This window comes from Paenibacillus sp. J31R34 (assembly GCF_059383715.1).
This window is the reverse complement of record NZ_JBXENU010000015.1, coordinates 25,394-41,214: the sequence shown is the minus strand read 5'-3', so window position 1 is coordinate 41,214 and position 15,821 is coordinate 25,394. Positions and strand designations below refer to the sequence as shown.

Below are 15,821 nucleotides of genomic sequence, written 5' to 3'. Positions count from 1 at the left end.
AAAAACACCAATGAAGAAGGCATAATCGCCTATTTCATTGGTGTTTTGTTATAGGGGTGCAATACACTCTCATTATCCGCTTGTCTGCAAAACCGCTGCCCGACCCTTCCGCTGTTTAAGCAGCAGCAGAAGAGGGAAGCCAATCAGCACCGTAATAGCTCCAACCACAAACACATCATTAATGCTCATTGTAAACGACATCAGGCGGATCGCATTTGTGTCGGTAGCTCCAGACTGAATAAGCTCGCTGCTGTGAACGGCGGAACGGCTGGAGATGAGCCCTGTAAACACCGCAATAGCGAACGAACTGAGCACATTGCGAAGCCAGTTGCTAATGGAAGCGGCATGACCGGACCACTCGGGCGGAATTTCTTCCATGGAGGCGGTGCTGCTCGGAACGGAAGCAAAGCCAAGACCGATATTGCGAATGATCATACCCCATAGCACGAAGCTGTATGCCGTATTCACATGCAGCCAGCTCAGCATAAACAGCCCTGCGAAAATAAAAACGATGCCGATGCTGATCATTTTCACCGCTCCAAGCTTTGGATAGAGCTTTCCGGCTAGCGGACTTAGAAGTGCCAATATGACGGAGGAGGGCAGCAAAATCAGCCCTGTTGCCAGCGGACTTTGGAGCTGCACCTGCTGCAAAAACAGCGGCGTCAAATACGTCCCTGTATACAGCGCGACCGTCACCATGCCATAGATACACAGCATGACCGTAAAGCGGCGGATGCGAAATACGCGTAAATTCAGCAGCGGCTCCTTAGCTGTCAGCTCCCGCCAAACAAAAAGCACCAGCAAGGCGACGCCTACAGCCATAAGCAGCAGCGTTTTCCAAGAGCTCCAGCCCCAGCTGTTGCCTTCACTGAAAGCGACAAGCAGCGCCAGACTGCCGAGAATAACGGTCATGACGCCTGGAATATCGAGCGACTTCGGGATGTTCATCCGATAATAAGGAATCAGCTTTTGGGTCAAAATAATCGCAATCAGCCCGATCGGCACATTGAACAAAAACAGCCAATGCCAGCTTGCCTGCTGCAGCAGCCAGCCGCTGAAAGTCGGCCCAATCGCAGGCGCGACCATCGCCGACAGCGACCATAGGCTCACTGCAAACGCTCGGCGTTCCTTCGGCACGACCTGAAAAATAATCGTCATCGTACAGGACATGATCAGTCCGCTGCATGCCCCTTGCAGCATTCGAAATACGATCAGCGACGTCGTATCCCATGCGGCCGCGCACAAAAACGAAAACAGCGTAAAGCCGACCAGCGCGTATAAATATAATCGTTTATAGCTGAATCGTCCTCCCAAATACCCGACGAGTGGTGAAATAACGCCGGTTGCCAGCATAAAGCCCGTCACCATCCACTGCATGGTGGAAAGATCCGAATGAAAATGCTCCATCAGCAGCGGAAGCGCAATATTAATCGTCGTTGTGCTTAGCACGGAAAGGAACGTTCCGAAGAAAATCGCAATCATAATCGGCCAAAATCGTATCGTACTCGTCGGCTCCTCCAAAACAAATGTCCTCCTGTCATTGCTTATATGTCTACTTTTACATATAATAATCTGTGTTATTCATGTTACACCTATGCATTTTATATGTCAATAATGACATATTGGGAGGCCGTTATACGATGCGATTAAATACTTTATCCTACGGATTGCTTGCTTTGCTAAGTGCAAGTCCGCTGACAGGCTATGATTTGGCACAAAAAATAAAGCCGCTGTGGCAGGCGGGCCACAGCCAAATTTACCCGCTGCTGGCTGCGCTGGAGCAGAACGGTTATATCGCTTTTGAGCGAATCGAGCAGCAGGATAAGCCGGACAAAAAGGAATATTCCATTACCGATAAAGGGCTGGTTGAGCTGGGAAGATGGGTTGAGCTGCCTGCGGAAAATCCCGTGCTGCGGGATGAGCTGCATTTTAAGCTGTATGGCATATGGTTGTCAGAGCCGGAAAAGGCGAAGGCGCTCCTGGTTACGCGCGAAGCGTTTTGCAGGAGCGAGCTGGTACGTTACGACGGGCTTATGCGTGCTCTGGAGGAGAAGCGGGTAAGCGGAGAGAATGCGCGCAAGAAAAACGCACGGCTGCTTGGGCGATATTTGCTTCTTAGCAAACGAAAGATGGATACGCGGACGTCCTTAGCTTTTTGCGAATGGGCGATGAAGGAGCTGGAGGCGAGCGAGTGGCTGGAAGGCTGACGAGCAGAATCATACGCAAAGTGGACGCTTAGCCCGTTTTATGAACGGGTTAAGCGTCCTTTGAAAAAAACAAGCGTGACTCTACGCTGTGCTGTAATGGGGATTGAGCTAGGCCGTTTTCTTCTGCAAGCCGACCTTCAGTGACGGAGCGATAGAAATAAAGCAAAGGACAGCAGACAGCGCATAAACGACAAACAAGCCGAGGGATGACGCCAGCAGTCCAGAGGCCGCCGTTCCTAGCAAAATGGACCCTGTAAATAGCGGTGTCATTAGTCCATTCACTTTGCCGACCATTGTATCTGGAATTCGGGTAATGACGAAGCTGGCCACTGCCGTATTCAAGATTGCCAGCAATAGGCCGTTGCCAAAACGAAATGCCCCGGTCACAAGCGGCCAAATGGAGGAGCCTTCTACTAAAAAGGTAATGCCGAGGAAGGCTAGGGCAAGCGGCAGCAAGTATTTGGCCTTAAGCAGCTTGGGGAATAGACCGGCTATTAGAGAGCCCAGCAGCAAGCCGATTCCGTCAGCAGCTGCGAACCATTGCACATTCTCTTTATTAAGGCCAAGCCGCTCCGTGACGATGAAAATTTCAAGGGGCTGAACGAGCCCAGCCGCCAGGCCGATGAAGGCGAAGGTTAGAAATAACCGCAGCAGTCCTTTCTCTGCAACGATAAAACGATAGCCGGAGGACAAATCATTTTTTAATGTTGACTTCTCCTGCTCCTCGGTACGTGTTTCTTTAGGCAGCATAGCCAGCGCGGCTGCAGAAGCGAGAAACAAGACAGGCAGTGCCAGAAGAGACATCGTGAGTCCAGCCCACTGATAAATCGCCGTTCCAATAATAGGGCCGAGTATGAGGAACAGTGACGACATGCTTTGGGAGAGGCCAATAGCCGCAGGAATCTGATCTTCCGAAATATGCCGCTTGAACACCTTTGCCGACGAAGGCTGCGAAAATTGGCTGAGTATGGCCGACACGAATACCGACGCATAAAGCGCGCCCCACCAGCCACCAGCGAGCATGAGCAAAATGACGCCGATCGACACAGCACTGAGAAGATCGCTGGCAATCATTGTGCGCTTCGGATTCCAGCGATCGGCAAGCACGCCTCCAATAATCGAGAAGATTAGAATTGGCGCATATTCCAAAATAGACAGCAAGGATACGGCTACCTTATCTCCGTTCGTCTTTTCCATGACAAAAAAGAGAAGGGCCATATTGCGGATCCAAATCGCGAGCTGCTGAATAACATCCGAAAAAAGAATAATGCGAAAAGTTCGGTTTTGATAGAGCAACATGTTCATCTCCCTTTGCAGACCGACCAACCGGTCTAATTAAATTCCAAAAAAATGCGCCAGTACTTCCTTACTTAGCGCGTATTCCGTTTAAGAGCAGACTAGCTGCTTGACGGAATAATTGTGATATCCGTTCGGGCTGTTGCTCAGAGTCTATCGTAAAGTAGACTTTTCCGAGGCCTTCCATCATGCTGCTGACAATAAGCACAAGCTCCTCCTCATCACCGGAGACAAAGATCCCGCTCGCCTGCCCTTCACGTATAAGGTCGCGGCATGCCTGCGAAGCATTGTTCATAATAAGCAGCAGACGATCTAATACATCTTGGGTAAACACCTGGCTGCGCGAAAATTCTTCCATAGCTTTCATGAGCGGGTTTTGAAAGTCATGGGCGTAATGCTCTGCAAGTGCATAAAGCTGTTCCTCAACAGTAGCCAGCTTCTCTCGTTTACGATCCCATGCCAAACGCCACTGCTCACTATCCTCCTCAACCACCTTAAGGAAAAGCTGCTCCTTGCTCGGAAAATGGTGATAGAGACTTCCTTTGCTGACTTTAGCGGTGTCGCATACTTCGTTCATGGAAACGGCTCCATAGCCCTTATGCAAAAACAATTGCTTGGCTGCACTGGCGATGCGGCGCTTTGTTTCTTCGCCATCTGATCGTCCTTTGACCATTTGCTTTACCTCCTACTAGACCGACTGATCGGTCTAATTATAGCGGATTGAAATTTTACTTGCAAGATTTCCAGCCGTTGTTTTGAAAAATATCCATTTCTATGCTAGTCTTAAAAGAAAATAGTCGGAGGCAAAGCATGGCAAAAGCACACAAGAAACTCTCAAAGCTTGAAATTTTGAAAAGAGCGATGTTTATTACAATCGGAGCCGTCCTCATGGGCGTCGCGCTGGAGCTGTTCCTCGTCCCCAATAGCGTCATCGACGGAGGAATTACCGGTATTTCGATTATGGTCTCTCACCTGACAGATAAGCCTCTGGGTATTTTTATTTTCCTCTTAAACCTGCCGTTCCTGTTCATCGGTTTCAAGCAAATTGGCAAGACGTTTGCAATATCTACCTTATACGGTATCGTGGTCATGTCCGTAACGACGCAGCTGCTGCATCACGTGGACGCTTTTACAGAGGATAAGCTGCTTGCTGTATTGTTCGGCGGTATTATTCTAGGTGGCGGTATCGGTCTCGTTATCCGTTTTGGCGGATCGCTGGATGGCACGGAAATTTTGGCGATTTTAGCCTCGAAGAAATTTTCCATGCCGGTAGGACAGTTTATTATGATCGTCAACGTGTTCATTTTTATTTTGGCGGGCTTCGTCTTCCAATGGGATTCCGCAATGTATTCGATGTTCACGTATTATATAGCGACGAAAGTAATGGATATTGTAGTAGAGGGTCTCGACGAGTCCAAATCAGTCACCATTATTTCCGCCGAATACGAGGAAATATCTGAAGCGGTTATGAGCCGCTTGGGCAGAAGCACTACGTATATTCAAGCACGAGGCGGCTATTCTAGAGAAGAAACACAAATGATCTACTGCGTAGTCAACCGTCTGGAAGTGGCGAAGCTTAAATCGATCGTCCATGACATCGATCCCCGCGCTTTCGTTGCCATTGAGCATGTATCTGATGTTAGCGGTGGCAACTTTAGCAAGAAAGAAATTCACTAACTCACTAACACATAAATGTACAATCTTATATGATCTTATTTCTCCCCAAGTCAGCAGTTCTGGACGCGTATTTCTCGTCTGGAGCTGCTGCTTTTTTTGATCCTTTATATACGGCTTTACATACCCTATGGGGGTATGTTAATATAAAAATAAGCTTATGATATACCCCCTGGAGGTATTTGGATGGACAAAGAAACGAAATCGGCTTGTTTGCATCAGCATATGGACTCAGGCGGTGCAGGCGACGGCCAGTCCATGGAGCGCTTGAGCCATCATTCCGATGAAATGAAAGCGAATTTGATCAGGCGTCTGAACAAGGTGGAAGGCCAGATCCGCGGCGTGAAGGCGATGATTGAGAAGGATACGTATTGCGATGATGTGCTTACTCAGATAGCGGCTGCGCAATCGGCATTAAACGGGGTAGGCAAGCTGCTGCTGGAAGGCCATATGAAGAGCTGCATTGTGGATCGTATTCAGGCAGGTGAGCATGAAGTTATCGACGAGCTGTTGATTACCGTTAAGAAATTATTGAAATAATAAAACATCACTCAAGGAGGCAATTAAGATGGAAAACGTAACACTTAAAGTAGAAGGCATGTCCTGCGGGCACTGCGTGAGCACGGTAGAGAAGGCTGTAAATGAAGCGGGAGCAAGCGGCAAAGTCGATTTAGCAGCTGGACAAGTAGCGGTGGAGTTTGATACAGCGAAAGTATCGCTGGCTTCCATTAAAGAAGCGATTGAAAATACCGGATTCGACGTCGTATAACAAGGGCATAAGCTAAGCTTGCACAGCCCTCTTTTTCCGAAGCGAACATAGCAAGATGGTTTGGGCTTTGGAGAAGGAGCGGTTTTTTTGTGTTTTTAAAAATAGGGGCAGGGAGCTGGGAAAAGGAAGATGGCAAAAAGAAAAGCAGCGCTCTATATGACGATGATCGCTCTTGCGGGCATGCTGGCAGGATGCGGAGAAAAATCTGCTAACACAAGCGATGCAAGCGCAAGCGAACATGAGGGTCATCAGCAGACGAGCCCGGCAGCTGCGCCGGAGGCTTCGAATTCAGGTGACACGCATAGTGGGCATACAGCAGGGAACGAGAAGGCAGAGAGCGATAACGGTCATGGCGGGCATGGCGATATGGACGGTATGGAGCATGAGCAGGCAAACGCCCAGGTAAAGTGGAGCTTCCAAAGTGGGCAGCCGGCAGCCGGCTCGGAAACCGTTATTGAGCTTAAGGTCACCGATGCTGCGGATGCGCCCATCGAGAAGTTTGACTTGAATCATGAGAAGCTCATGCATTTAATTGCGGTAAGCAGCGACCTCAGCTATTTTTCGCATATACACCCGAGTTATGAAAGTGGCGGCAAGTTTACAGTAAAGGAAACGTTCCCGGAGGCAGGTTCATACAAGCTGTTTGCCGATTTTATACCAACGGGAGCTGCGCAGCAGACAGTGAGTACAGATATGGAAGCATCGGGACAGGCTGCTGCTAAAGTCGAGCTGAAGGCAGACGATGAGCTTGTGCAAACGATTGAAGGCCAGAAGGTGAAGCTTGCGCTGTCTACGACGAAAGCGGGAGAGGAAGCTAAGCTCACGTACACCTTTGAGGATGCGGCGTCAGGTGAGCCCGTTAAAGATTTAGAGCCTTATCTGGGCGCGGTTGGCCATGTCGTCATTATTAGCAGCGATTTGGAAAAATATTTGCATGTGCATCCACTGGATGAGGCATCAGCTGGTCCGGAAGCTGTTTTTGCCACCGAGTTCCCAGAGCCGGGCTTATATAAAATATGGGGGCAATTTCAGCGCGGCGGGAAGACGTTTATCGTCCCCTTCGTCGTGAGCATTCAAGCTTAGACCAAACTTAGAAGCAAGAGGAGGAGAGGCGGTTGCTTCCTTTCATAGAGCTGCTGCAGCACCGAACGGCTAGACCGTTGGTCCGCTTCGCCCACCTGTGCGTCAGCACGATAGCGGCAGTGCCAACAACCATTTACGAGCATGCGTTTATTTTTGTGCTGAAGGGGAGCGGTATCGTTTCTTCTGAAGGCAAGCAAGCGGCATATAAGGAAGGCTCGGTTATTATGATTCCACCGGGCGTTGCCTACAGCTTAACGCAGGAGCAGGAGGAGGAAGAACATGAGGATGAGCTGCATATCGCGATTCATTTCGATTGGGAGCCTCAGGCACAGGCGCATGAGGAGCTATTAAATTTAACGGATAACAATGAGGCATCCGGTGCGGAGGCGGAAGCGATAGCATCGGCATCAGCTTTAGTATCGGAAGAATCACATCTAGCACCGAATTCCATTTGGCTGCCGCATGTGGCGGTCCTTGAATCGGCATCAGACGAGCTGTTTGCTTGTGCAGGCTGGACGCTGCGCGCCTATGAGCAGGGCGGTGTCTATCAGCGGCTGCGTACCGACGCGGAAATGCTGAACTTAATTGTGCAGCTGGTTGAAAATATAACAGGTGGCGCGCAAGAGATTCAAACGCTGTAGCACTCCTAAAATCAGCAAGATGCTAAGCAGAAGTAATTCAGCGATATGATCTCTTCCGCGCATCAGATGGAGCTGCTTATCGAAGAACAGCCAATTTCGGTTGCGGCGTTTGAGAAGCTACGCTAGGAAAGCAGCTTCTCCGAACAGCCATTTCCGCACACTGTTTGAAGAACGAATGTGTATGGCACCGGAACCTTATTTCACGGGTCTCCACCTAAGACGAGCTTCGCAGCAGTTGTTGGATACCGAGAAACCCGTACAAGGAATCAACTCTTTGTTCGGCTACGAGATCCTGAATATTTCAGCCGCCTTGTCCGCTAGTATGAAGGCATGATGCCTCAGGAATTTAGGCAATCGTTGAGGGTTACGGGGCAGAAATAATGGATTAGAAATTATTCACTGAGTGAGTAATTTGTTCATAGACATGATTTTATATAAAAGTAACATACAGAGCGGACTTCGATAGGACTCCGTTTTTTGTTATCTCAATTTCAGGCTAAAAAAATAGCATGAATTATGCTAAAATTGAAATTGTTGATATTTTTACATATTCTGAAAGGAAGCATGCAGATGAATTTTCTTGCTGGAATGAAGGAGAAAATATTTTTAATGAAAGCAATAATATTATTAGAGAAAGATGAGAATTCCGCTACCGCGTTCATTCATTATGTAGCACTCTCCTTTTTTGTGCTGGTCCCATTTGCTTTTGCTGGAGCATTCAATAATGTATCATTTTTAGTTTCATTTGCTTTCTCTGGATTGTTTTTTACTTTATATGATATGACGACTGGAAAAAGTGGGGGCATGCTGCTTCTAGGAATACTTTTTACAATTACAATTCCACAAGTATTACAGTTTGAAACTATGAAACAAGTGTTGAAATGTTTTTTAAACTATTTAAATAGTACTCTTAGCCTTGATATAAGCTCTGCATCAATAAGTAATGCTTTAACAATCGCCAGTTTAGCGCTTGTTTTGTTTAGCTTATCCAGAAAAAACCAAAAAATAAAAGAAATTGAAGATGAAAATGAAAGTCTTAACAAGAAGGTAGAACAGCAAAAGGAATGGGATACTAGGTTTGAACAAATCAGTCAACTCCATTCAATAGGAGATCAAATTCAAGAACTCTCATCTATTATTAAGGTAGAAAAAGATCCTGTTATTTTATCTAGATCGTACACTCTACGTGGTGATGCATCTAGAAAACTTGGTAGACTAGACGAAGCATTAGCTGATTTTAGTGAATCAATAAAGTATAAATCTGATTATTTCCAGGCGTATGCTTATCGTGGGGAGATACTCGGGAGTATGGGAAATCAGCACGAAGCTCTAAATGAGTATACTAAGGCAATAGAGTTAAAACCTGAAATAGCTGTGTTATATAATAATCGTGGTGTTATTTTTAGTAATATTGGTAATAAAGATGAAGCATTAAAAGATTATTCAAAGGCTATAGAGATAGAACCAGATTATTCTAATGCTTATAATAACCGTGGGAATGTATATAGTAATTTAGGAAAGCATGAGGAGGCCTTGAGGGATTATACGAAAGCAATAGAGTTGAACCCAGCAGATGCTTTTGCTTATTATAACCGTGGGGTTTTATATGATAATTTAGGAAAGCATGAGGAGGCCTTGAGGGATTATACGAAAGCAATAGAGTTAGACCCAGAAGATGCTTCTACATATAATAACCGTGGGAATGTGTATGATAGTTTAGGAGAATATGAAGAGGCATTAAAGGATTATACGAAAGCAATAGAGTTGAACCCAGAAGGTGCTTCTGCTTATTATAACCGTGGGGATGTATATGATAATTTAGGAAAGCATGAGGAGGCCTTGAGAGATTATACGAAAGTAATAGAGATAAAACCAGATTATGATAAGGCTTACAATAATCGCGGGGTTGTATATGAAAATTTAGGGAATTATGAGGAGGCCTTGAGGGATTATACGAAAGCAATAGAGATAAAACCAGATTATGCTAAGGCTTATAATAACCGTGGGAGTGTGTATAATAACTTAGGAAAACATGAAGAGGCACTGAAAGATTGTACGAAAGCCATAGAATTAGACCCCGAAAACGCTTCTGCTTATTATAACCGTGGGGATATATATGATAATTTAGGAAAGCATGAGGAGGCCTTGAGGGATTATACGAAAGCAATAGAGTTAAACCCCGAAGATGCTTCTGCATATATTAACCGTGGGGTTGTATATGAAAACTTAGGAAAGCATGAGGAGGCCTTAAGGGATTATGAGAAAGCCATAGAGTTAGATAGCAGCTACAGCAGCAGGCTTGAAACAATTATTAAGGATCTACAACTGAGTATTAGTGAGGCCGCCGCAGGTGAAAGTTATGAGGAAGATGACGAGAAGTGAAAAATGGCAATACAACAAGATTAAATTCTTAAAACTTAATTTTTTTGTAAGCGGCCAGATTTCTAAGTGAACAGCATACAACAGAAAGCTGCCCATCAGTCATTTTGCGAGATAACTGATGGGCAGTTTCTTTTTTTGCGGGCCAAGAAAATATAGAAGTCACACCTCCTGCTTCGTGCAAGCAGGAGCGCCGTTCAGCCACTGTCCTGCAAATGGCTGAGCTATGCCGCTTTTAACCTCGTATACCATGTTCCCTCTGCTCCAGGTAGCCATAACACGGCAGGCAAATTTTCTGCCGATATAAGGACTATGCTTATGATGGTGATAAAGATGCTGCGCTTCAAGCGTGTATGGAGCGTCGAGCTGTAGCATCACAATATCCGCATCCGCTCCGAGCCGTATTTCGCCCTTCGTATCACTGAGGCCAAACCGTGAGGCGGGCGCGGACGAAAGCATGCGACTCAGCACGGGGAGTGGAATTCCCCTCTTCGTGTAGCCTTCGTCAATCATTAGCTCCAGTGAATTTTGTGCTCCAGCTATGCCTCCCCACGCTGTAAAATAATTGTCCGATTGCTTCAATTCGCTCGGACAGGGGGAATGGTCGGAGGCGATCATATCGATGTGTCCAGCGGCAAGCATTTCCCACAGCTTTTCCTGCTCATATGGGCTCCGTAATGGGGGTGCGCATTTGGCCGCCGGACCAATCAGCTCCAAATCACGGTCCGTAAGCACCAAATAATGAGGACAAGTTTCCAAGGTCACATCGAGCCCGCGCTGTTTGGCATTGGCAATCGTCTGGACGGCATCCGCACTGCTGATATGAACAAAATGCAGAGCGCATCCCGTCTTCTCTGCGAACAGGAGAGCCCGATTAACCGCCTCAAGCTCAGCGCGCACTGGACGTGAAGCCGTATAATCTGCCGCGGATACGGCGCCATTGGCCAGCTTTTCTTTCGTCAAGGCAGCTACGATAGGCTCGCTCTCTGCATGAAGCGCTAGTACATGTCCAAGCTCTGCGATAATCTTCATACCTGCCAGCAGCGTCGCATCATCTACCTCGCGGAAGGCATCCTCGGACGGATCGCCGGGAGAAGACATAAAGGCCTTGAAGCCGATAACTCCGGCCTCAGCCAAGGCTCGCAAGTCATCGAGATGCCCCGGCACAAGTCCGCCCCATAATGCATAATCCACAACAGATTTTCCTTGCGCAGCAGCCAGCTTTTGCTCTAATGCAGCAACGGTAACGGTAGGAGGAATGCCGTTTAGAGGCATATCGATATAAGTGGTACAGCCGCCTGCTGCAAGAGCCGCGGAGCCGCTAGCAAAGCCTTCCCAAGCTCCAAGTCCCGGCTCGTTCAAATGGACATGGGCGTCTATCATTCCGGGCATTACAATCATGCCGGATGCCGAAATCGTTTTTTTAGCGGGAGTCGTCAGTCGCTTGGCAAGCTGTACAATTCGCCCATTGCTGATCCCAATATCCATTTGGCGTACGTCATTGCTCAAAACAACTGAGCCATCCCGGATGATTAAATCCAATGGTTCCTTCATAAGCTCACCTCTGTCCTATTATGAGAATATAAACATAGAAGGCAGAACCACAAGGGCTCAGCCTTCCTGTTGTACGCATCTTATTTTTATTACTACTTTATTACTCTGTCACTAGCGCAGGATCAAGCGCTTTGAGCAAGCTTAGATCATGGTAAGATGCGAATTCAGGTATGCTCTTAATGTTGCCTACACTTTTCAAATATTCGCCTACAGCCTGGCCGTTGCTTCCGTTAATGTAAGTATCATTAACTTCCATGGCATACACATTGCGGTTCATAATCTCTCTGAGCTCGTCCTCGGTTAAGTGCAGCTCAGGCGCCAATATTTTAATCGCTTCTTCCCGGTTGTCATTAATGTAAGCCGTCGCCTTCTCCAAGGCTCCGAGCATCGCTTTGATCGTATTCGGATTTTCCTTCAAATACTCATCAGTGACTTGCACCGTTGTGTGTACACTCATCCAGTTCACAGCGCCAGTTTTATCTGGGAGCTCGCTTTTCGTACCGCTGAACAGAAACTTGCCGCCGCCTTGAATCGCCTTCGTGATGAATGGCTCCCAAGCTGCCATGGCATCGATAGACCCGTTCTGCAGCGCAACAACGGCGTCACTTGGCGCGAGGTTAACATATTTAATCTTGCTTACGTCGACGCCGAGCTCCTTGCCCATATTATCAATGGCGAACTTGACATCTGCACCGCTTGGAATGCCGATCGTCTTGCCTTCCAGATCCTTTGCACTTTTCAATTCGAGCTTGCTGGAGCCAACGACTGCCTGTGTTCCGGCAATTTGAGCTAGCGGGGCTACTATTTTCACGGGAATATTGGAGGATTTCAAAATAATATCCATAAAGTTCGTCTGAATGCTGACGGGAGCGCTGCCCCCTGCAACCAATGGAGCAATATCCGGGCCGCTTTCAATGAGCTGGCTTGTTACATCGAGGCCTGCTTCCTTGAAGTAGCCAAGCTTATCGGCAATGATTTGCTGGGAGGAAATTTGGGCGTCGCGCACGCCGACGAGCGTAACGGTTGTCGTCTCGGGAGTGTCATCGGCAGCAGCCTCAGGCGAGCTCGTTTCTGCTGCCGCGGCAGTTGGAGCAGAGCTTGCGTTCCCGCTGCTTGCGCTCGTAGCTTCTTCCTTCGCACCGCATGCCGTTAAAACGAATGCCAAAGCGGAAACGACCATTAATTGTTGAACCCATTTTTTTTGATTAGCCATCGTAATCTCTCCCTATACCCAATGTTTTTTGTCTCTACTTTCTAAATACACGGGGCTTCCAGCTGCCTTAAGCGGATCAAGCTCCCCTATTTGCACACGCTATTTCTCAACCGCCTCGTTCATCCCTCCTTTACGCCAGCTAAGAACTTTGTTCTCCATCAGCTTAAGCAGCGCCGAGAAAATGCTATAAATCAAGCCAATACAAATAATGGCGACGAACATATTGGAAATTTTAAAATAATTCCGTGCGTCTACGATAATATAGCCGAGTCCGGATTTGGCTCCCATCATCTCAGAGACGATTAGCGCGGAGAAGGATAAGCCAAGGCTGACTCTGGCTCCGACAATGAAACTCGGAATGGCAGAGGGAAGCAGTACTCTTCTGAAAATTTGCCGCTCCGAAGCGCCGAGGCTCATTGCCGAGCGAATAAGGGTAGAAGGAACGGTCTTGAATCCGTCTACCGTATACACCAATACTGGAAGGAATGTTGTCCAAGCAATGAGCAGTACCTTCGGAAATTCACCGATGCCGAACCAGATAATAATAAGAGGGAGCAGGGCGAGCGCTGGGATTGGGCCTACTAGATTAAGTAGGGGAGACATCCAGCGCTCCACCTGGCGAAATTTACTCATTAATACACCCATGAAAACTGCCAGCACACATCCGATTACAAAACCGGCTGCAATACGCAAGGTGCTGGATAGCAAGCTGTCAAAGAGAAGCCCGGTTTGCGCAAGTGCCCAAGCATCAACAATAACGAGTGAAGGAGGTGGAAGAAAAAGCGGATTGAACAAGGCCAGCTTCATATTCATTTGAGAAAAAACTTCCCATAGGATGAAAAAGGTCAGGTATGGAATGAAATTCGATGTTTTCATAAAGCCGGAGCCTGCTTTGGACTTCGCCTTGCGTGCGATTTTATGCGCTCCAAGCTTGCCCACTTGCGCCCCCTCGGCTGTGAAAGAACCCGATGTCTCGCTCATTGTAGCGCCTCCTCCAATTCATTCTCCATCAATACGTGCTCGATTCGCTGCATAGCCTCGCCGAAGCCAGGCATATCGAAGGTGCGGGGATGCGGAATATCGACCTTGAATTCATCAGCAATGACACCGTTCTTCATGACTACGACACGGTCAGCTAGATAGATCGCTTCGCTTATGCTATGAGTCACGAACAAAGTCGTCGGCTTTAGCTTCTCACATATGCGGCGAAGCTCTCTGCGCATCATATCGCGGGTTAAAATATCCAAAGCGCCGAAAGGCTCATCCATTAGCAAAATATCCGGTGAGCTTGCGAGCGCCCGGGCAATGCCCACCCGCTGCTTCATGCCGCCTGACAATTCGGCAGGGTATTGGTCTGCATATTTTTCCAAGCCTACTAGGCTTAAAAACTGTCTGCCGATTTCCTTCGCTTCTGTTTTTCCTGCTCCTTGGACCTCTGGTCCGAAGCTGATATTTTCAAGTACCGTATACCAAGGGAACAGGGCATGATCTTGAAACACCATCCCGCGGGCTTTGGAAGGTCCACGAATGAGCTCGCCATCTACAAGCAGCTCCCCTTCATCAGGCAGCAAATAGCCAGCGATCATATTAAGCAGCGTAGATTTGCCGCAGCCGCTATGTCCGAGTATGCATACAAACTCATGAGCATCCACCGTCAAATCGACATTTTTCAAAATCGTCCGGTCCCCAAAGCGCTTTCCTGCATTACGCACCATCAACTTCATAGCTGTCCCTCGCTTTCTCCCATTCATGTCCTGCGTTGTACACGATTTATGAGCCTATCCCACACAACATCTAATCCAAGATTGGATACAATCCTAATCAAAAAAAATGATGGCTTCTGATTCAGCCCTTCACGCTGGCGTAATGACCGTTTGCCACGCGGAAAACCTCGCTTAAGGATTGAGGAGCCGTTCCTTTTTCTTCAAACTGAAGCGTATCCTCGATTTCCTTTAAATGCTCGATCATCAACCGTTCCGCCTGCTCCGCCTCGCCTTGCTCAATCAAGAGCACTAATCGTCGATGATCGCTGCAGTGCATGTGCTTACTCATGCCATATAGAGCGATGATGACGTAAGTGAGTGATATAAGCTCCTCTAAATAGCGGAAATAATAATTGTTGCCCGTGAACTCGGCGATTTTTAGATGAAAGTTGCCCGAGAGCCGAACGGCGAGCAAAGGGTCTCCGTTGTGGTGAGCCGCGTGCTCCTCATCCAGCAGCTCGCTCAGCTGTCTGAGCTGTTCTTTAGTCAGCGTTCCACTTACCTTTTTCACCCCGGAAGCTTCAATGACTCTGCGCATTTCGAAAACTTCCTTGGCTTCTTCGACGGTAGGGCATGCAACGAATGTTCCCTTGTATGGAATAACCGTCACCAGCTTCTCTCCGGCCAGCTTGCGCAGCACATTGCGTACGGGCGTGCGGCTGACGCCAAACGATTCGGCAATAACCTCCTCGACGAGCTGCATGCTGGGGCGGAGCTTTTGCTGAATAATGGCATCTTTGATTGCTATATAAATATCAAGTTCATTTGCTACCCCCACTGGGAACATCTCCTTTATAAGGTGGATCAGTCATACGAAAATGTTTGTTATGTTTTATAACATGAATAGTAAATTAAAAGCACTTTATAAGTCAATAGTTATTTTTGAGTGGAGTGAAATGACGATTTTTTAAAGGTTTTTCAGAATTTCAACTGAATTTAGCGCTTATACGTATAAATGCTAGTCTTTTTCGCTAGCTCACTTTTAGTTTGTGGCATATATATGTTATATAAATTAACGCAAACTAAAAGCTAATAGCTGATTTTTAAGTTACATATTGTCCTACTTTTAAACTATAAAAGACACCTATATAGTGGTAGAATTGGGTGAGTGAAATGAATGTGAAGGGTATAAAGAACTAAAGTTGAGAGGGTTGAATCATCATTTTTAAATTTTATTATCGTATCGGTATAACAGGCTTGATTATTGTCCTTATGTCATTGGTTTATTTGCCTAGGGAGCAA

General features: G+C 47.2%; 15 protein-coding genes. 7 read left to right on the top strand and 8 right to left on the bottom strand.

The features are described 5' to 3' along the window. Positions 1–72: 72 nt before the first annotated feature. The gene (locus AC50YG_RS28850) at positions 73–1,521 is read right to left on the bottom strand and encodes a DHA2 family efflux MFS transporter permease subunit (protein ID WP_494832035.1); all 1,449 of its coding nucleotides are present in this window, start codon (positions 1,519–1,521) and stop codon (positions 73–75) included. Between the two features lie 119 nt (positions 1,522–1,640). On the opposite strand from AC50YG_RS28850, the gene AC50YG_RS28845 reads away from it, so the two are divergent. Then, positions 1,641–2,207: a PadR family transcriptional regulator gene (locus tag AC50YG_RS28845; RefSeq protein ID WP_473759077.1), complete on the top strand. Its 567-nt coding sequence runs from the start codon at positions 1,641–1,643 to the stop codon at positions 2,205–2,207. A gap of 108 nt (positions 2,208–2,315) precedes the next feature. Here AC50YG_RS28845 and AC50YG_RS28840 read toward each other — a convergent pair whose 3' ends face one another. Together AC50YG_RS28840 and AC50YG_RS28835 are read right to left on the bottom strand one after the other, a co-directional pair. Beyond that, positions 2,316–3,506: an MFS transporter gene (locus AC50YG_RS28840; RefSeq protein ID WP_494832032.1), complete on the bottom strand. Its 1,191-nt coding sequence runs from the start codon at positions 3,504–3,506 to the stop codon at positions 2,316–2,318. Positions 3,507–3,573: 67 nt separating this feature from the next. After that, entirely contained in the window at positions 3,574–4,176 is a 603-nt protein-coding gene (locus AC50YG_RS28835) for a TetR/AcrR family transcriptional regulator (protein WP_494832029.1), read from the bottom strand. Positions 4,177–4,313: 137 nt separating this feature from the next. On the opposite strand from AC50YG_RS28835, the gene AC50YG_RS28830 reads away from it, so the two are divergent. The 6 genes from AC50YG_RS28830 (at position 4,314) to AC50YG_RS28805 (ending at position 10,052) form a co-directional block, all read left to right on the top strand. Beyond that, positions 4,314–5,180, top strand: a complete 867-nt coding sequence (locus AC50YG_RS28830) for a YitT family protein (RefSeq protein ID WP_473759072.1) — start codon at positions 4,314–4,316, stop codon at positions 5,178–5,180. 222 nt (positions 5,181–5,402) lie between these two features. Then, entirely contained in the window at positions 5,403–5,717 is a 315-nt protein-coding gene (locus tag AC50YG_RS28825; RefSeq protein WP_338556994.1) for a metal-sensitive transcriptional regulator, read from the top strand. Positions 5,718–5,745: 28 nt separating this feature from the next. After that, positions 5,746–5,946 (top strand): copper ion binding protein, encoded by a 201-nt coding sequence (locus AC50YG_RS28820; protein WP_341279501.1) that lies wholly within the window; start codon positions 5,746–5,748, stop codon positions 5,944–5,946. Positions 5,947–6,075: 129 nt separating this feature from the next. Then, the gene (locus tag AC50YG_RS28815; RefSeq protein WP_494832025.1) at positions 6,076–7,029 is read left to right on the top strand and encodes a DUF8832 domain-containing protein; all 954 of its coding nucleotides are present in this window, start codon (positions 6,076–6,078) and stop codon (positions 7,027–7,029) included. 32 nt (positions 7,030–7,061) lie between these two features. Beyond that, the gene (locus tag AC50YG_RS28810; RefSeq protein ID WP_494832021.1) at positions 7,062–7,670 is read left to right on the top strand and encodes a cupin domain-containing protein; all 609 of its coding nucleotides are present in this window, start codon (positions 7,062–7,064) and stop codon (positions 7,668–7,670) included. A 570-nt stretch (positions 7,671–8,240) separates the two neighbouring features. After that, on the top strand, positions 8,241–10,052 hold the full coding sequence (locus AC50YG_RS28805; protein ID WP_494832019.1) for a tetratricopeptide repeat protein: 1,812 nt from the start codon (positions 8,241–8,243) through the stop codon (positions 10,050–10,052). 159 nt (positions 10,053–10,211) lie between these two features. On the opposite strand, the gene AC50YG_RS28800 is transcribed toward AC50YG_RS28805, so the two are convergent. The 5 genes from AC50YG_RS28800 to AC50YG_RS28780 form a co-directional block, all read right to left on the bottom strand. Beyond that, positions 10,212–11,603, bottom strand: a complete 1,392-nt coding sequence (locus AC50YG_RS28800; RefSeq protein ID WP_494832017.1) for an allantoinase — start codon at positions 11,601–11,603, stop codon at positions 10,212–10,214. Between the two features lie 100 nt (positions 11,604–11,703). Beyond that, positions 11,704–12,816: an ABC transporter substrate-binding protein gene (locus AC50YG_RS28795; RefSeq protein WP_494832012.1), complete on the bottom strand. Its 1,113-nt coding sequence runs from the start codon at positions 12,814–12,816 to the stop codon at positions 11,704–11,706. Between the two features lie 99 nt (positions 12,817–12,915). Then, on the bottom strand, positions 12,916–13,797 hold the full coding sequence (locus AC50YG_RS28790; protein WP_494832008.1) for an ABC transporter permease: 882 nt from the start codon (positions 13,795–13,797) through the stop codon (positions 12,916–12,918). Further along, the gene (locus AC50YG_RS28785; RefSeq protein ID WP_494832006.1) at positions 13,794–14,540 is read right to left on the bottom strand and encodes an ABC transporter ATP-binding protein; all 747 of its coding nucleotides are present in this window, start codon (positions 14,538–14,540) and stop codon (positions 13,794–13,796) included. The genes AC50YG_RS28790 and AC50YG_RS28785 overlap by 4 nt, the downstream gene beginning before the upstream one ends. A gap of 121 nt (positions 14,541–14,661) precedes the next feature. Then, positions 14,662–15,357, bottom strand: a complete 696-nt coding sequence (locus AC50YG_RS28780) for a GntR family transcriptional regulator (protein WP_473759062.1) — start codon at positions 15,355–15,357, stop codon at positions 14,662–14,664. Between the last annotated feature and the right edge of the window lie 464 nt (positions 15,358–15,821).

What these genes read in the sequence shown, in the direction of transcription:
- AC50YG_RS28805 (WP_494832019.1), top strand. Translation starts at nt 8,241, where the DNA reads ATGAATTTTCTTGCTGGAATGAAGGAGAAAATATTTTTAATGAAAGCA.
- AC50YG_RS28800 (WP_494832017.1), bottom strand. Translation starts at nt 11,603, where the DNA reads ATGAAGGAACCATTGGATTTAATCATCCGGGATGGCTCAGTTGTTTTG.
- AC50YG_RS28820 (WP_341279501.1), top strand. Translation starts at nt 5,746, where the DNA reads ATGGAAAACGTAACACTTAAAGTAGAAGGCATGTCCTGCGGGCACTGC.
- AC50YG_RS28845 (WP_473759077.1), top strand. Translation starts at nt 1,641, where the DNA reads ATGCGATTAAATACTTTATCCTACGGATTGCTTGCTTTGCTAAGTGCA.
- AC50YG_RS28830 (WP_473759072.1), top strand. Translation starts at nt 4,314, where the DNA reads ATGGCAAAAGCACACAAGAAACTCTCAAAGCTTGAAATTTTGAAAAGA.
- AC50YG_RS28840 (WP_494832032.1), bottom strand. Translation starts at nt 3,506, where the DNA reads ATGTTGCTCTATCAAAACCGAACTTTTCGCATTATTCTTTTTTCGGAT.
- AC50YG_RS28825 (WP_338556994.1), top strand. Translation starts at nt 5,403, where the DNA reads ATGGACTCAGGCGGTGCAGGCGACGGCCAGTCCATGGAGCGCTTGAGC.
- AC50YG_RS28795 (WP_494832012.1), bottom strand. Translation starts at nt 12,816, where the DNA reads ATGGCTAATCAAAAAAAATGGGTTCAACAATTAATGGTCGTTTCCGCT.
- AC50YG_RS28835 (WP_494832029.1), bottom strand. Translation starts at nt 4,176, where the DNA reads ATGGTCAAAGGACGATCAGATGGCGAAGAAACAAAGCGCCGCATCGCC.
- AC50YG_RS28790 (WP_494832008.1), bottom strand. Translation starts at nt 13,797, where the DNA reads ATGAGCGAGACATCGGGTTCTTTCACAGCCGAGGGGGCGCAAGTGGGC.
- AC50YG_RS28815 (WP_494832025.1), top strand. Translation starts at nt 6,076, where the DNA reads ATGGCAAAAAGAAAAGCAGCGCTCTATATGACGATGATCGCTCTTGCG.
- AC50YG_RS28785 (WP_494832006.1), bottom strand. Translation starts at nt 14,540, where the DNA reads ATGAAGTTGATGGTGCGTAATGCAGGAAAGCGCTTTGGGGACCGGACG.